The 1,337-nt window shown below is 48.5% G+C and carries 1 protein-coding gene and 1 pseudogene; both read left to right on the forward strand.

Annotated elements, in window-relative coordinates; all coding sequences use genetic code 11:
* On the forward strand, window positions 1-290 hold a 290-nt coding region (locus tag BGK49_RS14785; RefSeq protein WP_069375723.1), incomplete at its 5' end, for an IS1 family transposase.
* Between the two features lie 18 nt (window positions 291-308).
* Window positions 309-1,163: pseudogene (gene wecH / locus BGK49_RS14790) on the forward strand (O-acetyltransferase WecH); the annotation flags it as partial.
* Window positions 1,164-1,337: the final 174 nt, after the last annotated feature.

The following is a 1,337-nucleotide window of genomic DNA, read 5'->3' on the forward strand; positions in this document are numbered from 1 at the left end:
CGCACGTCTTCGGTGAACGCACTCTGACCACACTGGAGCGTCTTCTGAGCCTGCTGTCGGCCTTTGAGGTCGTGGTATGGATGACGGATGGCTGGCCGCTGTATGAATCACGCCTGAAGGGAAAGCTGCACGTTATCAGCAAGCGTTACACTCAGCGCATTGAGCGACATAATCTGAATCTGAGACAACATCTGGCAAGGCTGGGACGGAAGTCACTGTCGTTCTCAAAATCGGTGGAGCTGCATGACAAGGTCATCGGGCATTATCTGAACATAAAACACTATCAGTAAGTTGGAGTCATTACCCAGATGCAGCCCAAAATTTACTGGATTGATAACCTGCGAGGGATAGCGTGTTTAATGGTGGTGATGATTCACACCACTACCTGGTATGTGACCAATGCTCATAGTGTTAGCCCCGTCACATGGGATATCGCCAATGTTCTGAATTCTGCCTCTCGTGTCAGCGTGCCGCTATTTTTCATGATTTCCGGCTATCTCTTTTTTGGCGAACGCAGCGCCCAGCCGCGCCATTTCTTGCGTATCGGCTTATGTCTGATTTTTTATAGCGCAATCGCACTGCTCTACATTGCGCTGTTTACCTCCATCAATATGGAGTTAGCGCTGAAAAACCTGCTGCAAAAGCCAGTGTTTTACCACTTGTGGTTTTTCTTCGCGATTGCGGTGATTTATCTGGTTTCACCGCTGATTCAGGTGAAGAACGTCGGCGGAAAAATGTTGCTGGTGCTAATGGCGGTGATTGGCATTATCGCTAACCCAAACACAGTGCCGCAGAAAATTGACGGTTTTGAATGGCTGCCAATTAACTTATATATCAATGGCGATACTTTTTACTACATTCTGTATGGCATGTTGGGCCGCGCTATAGGGATGATGGACACACAGCATAAAGCACTGTCGTGGGTGAGCGCCGCGCTGTTTGCGACGGGGGTTTTTATTATCTCTCGCGGGACATTATATGAATTGCAGTGGCGCGGAAATTTTGCCGATACCTGGTATCTTTACTGTGGGCCGATGGTTTTTATCTGCGCAATCGCGCTATTGACTCTGGTTAAAAACACGCTGGATACGCGTACCATTCGCGGACTTGGCTTAATCTCCCGCCATTCATTGGGTATATACGGATTCCACGCCTTGATTATCGTAAGCGTACAGCCTGAACCGTCTGGTCAGAATCTGACGAATTAGACAAAGTGGTGTCCACCAAATAAGTAGTGGTGGATTTGCCCCTATATTTCCAGACATCTGTTATCACTTAACCCATTACAAGCCCGCTGCCGCAGATATTCCCGTGGCGAGCGATAACCCAGCGCACTA

This window comes from Shigella sp. FC1544, assembly GCF_001722145.1.
Taxonomy (GTDB): Bacteria; Pseudomonadota; Gammaproteobacteria; order Enterobacterales; family Enterobacteriaceae; genus Escherichia; species Escherichia coli.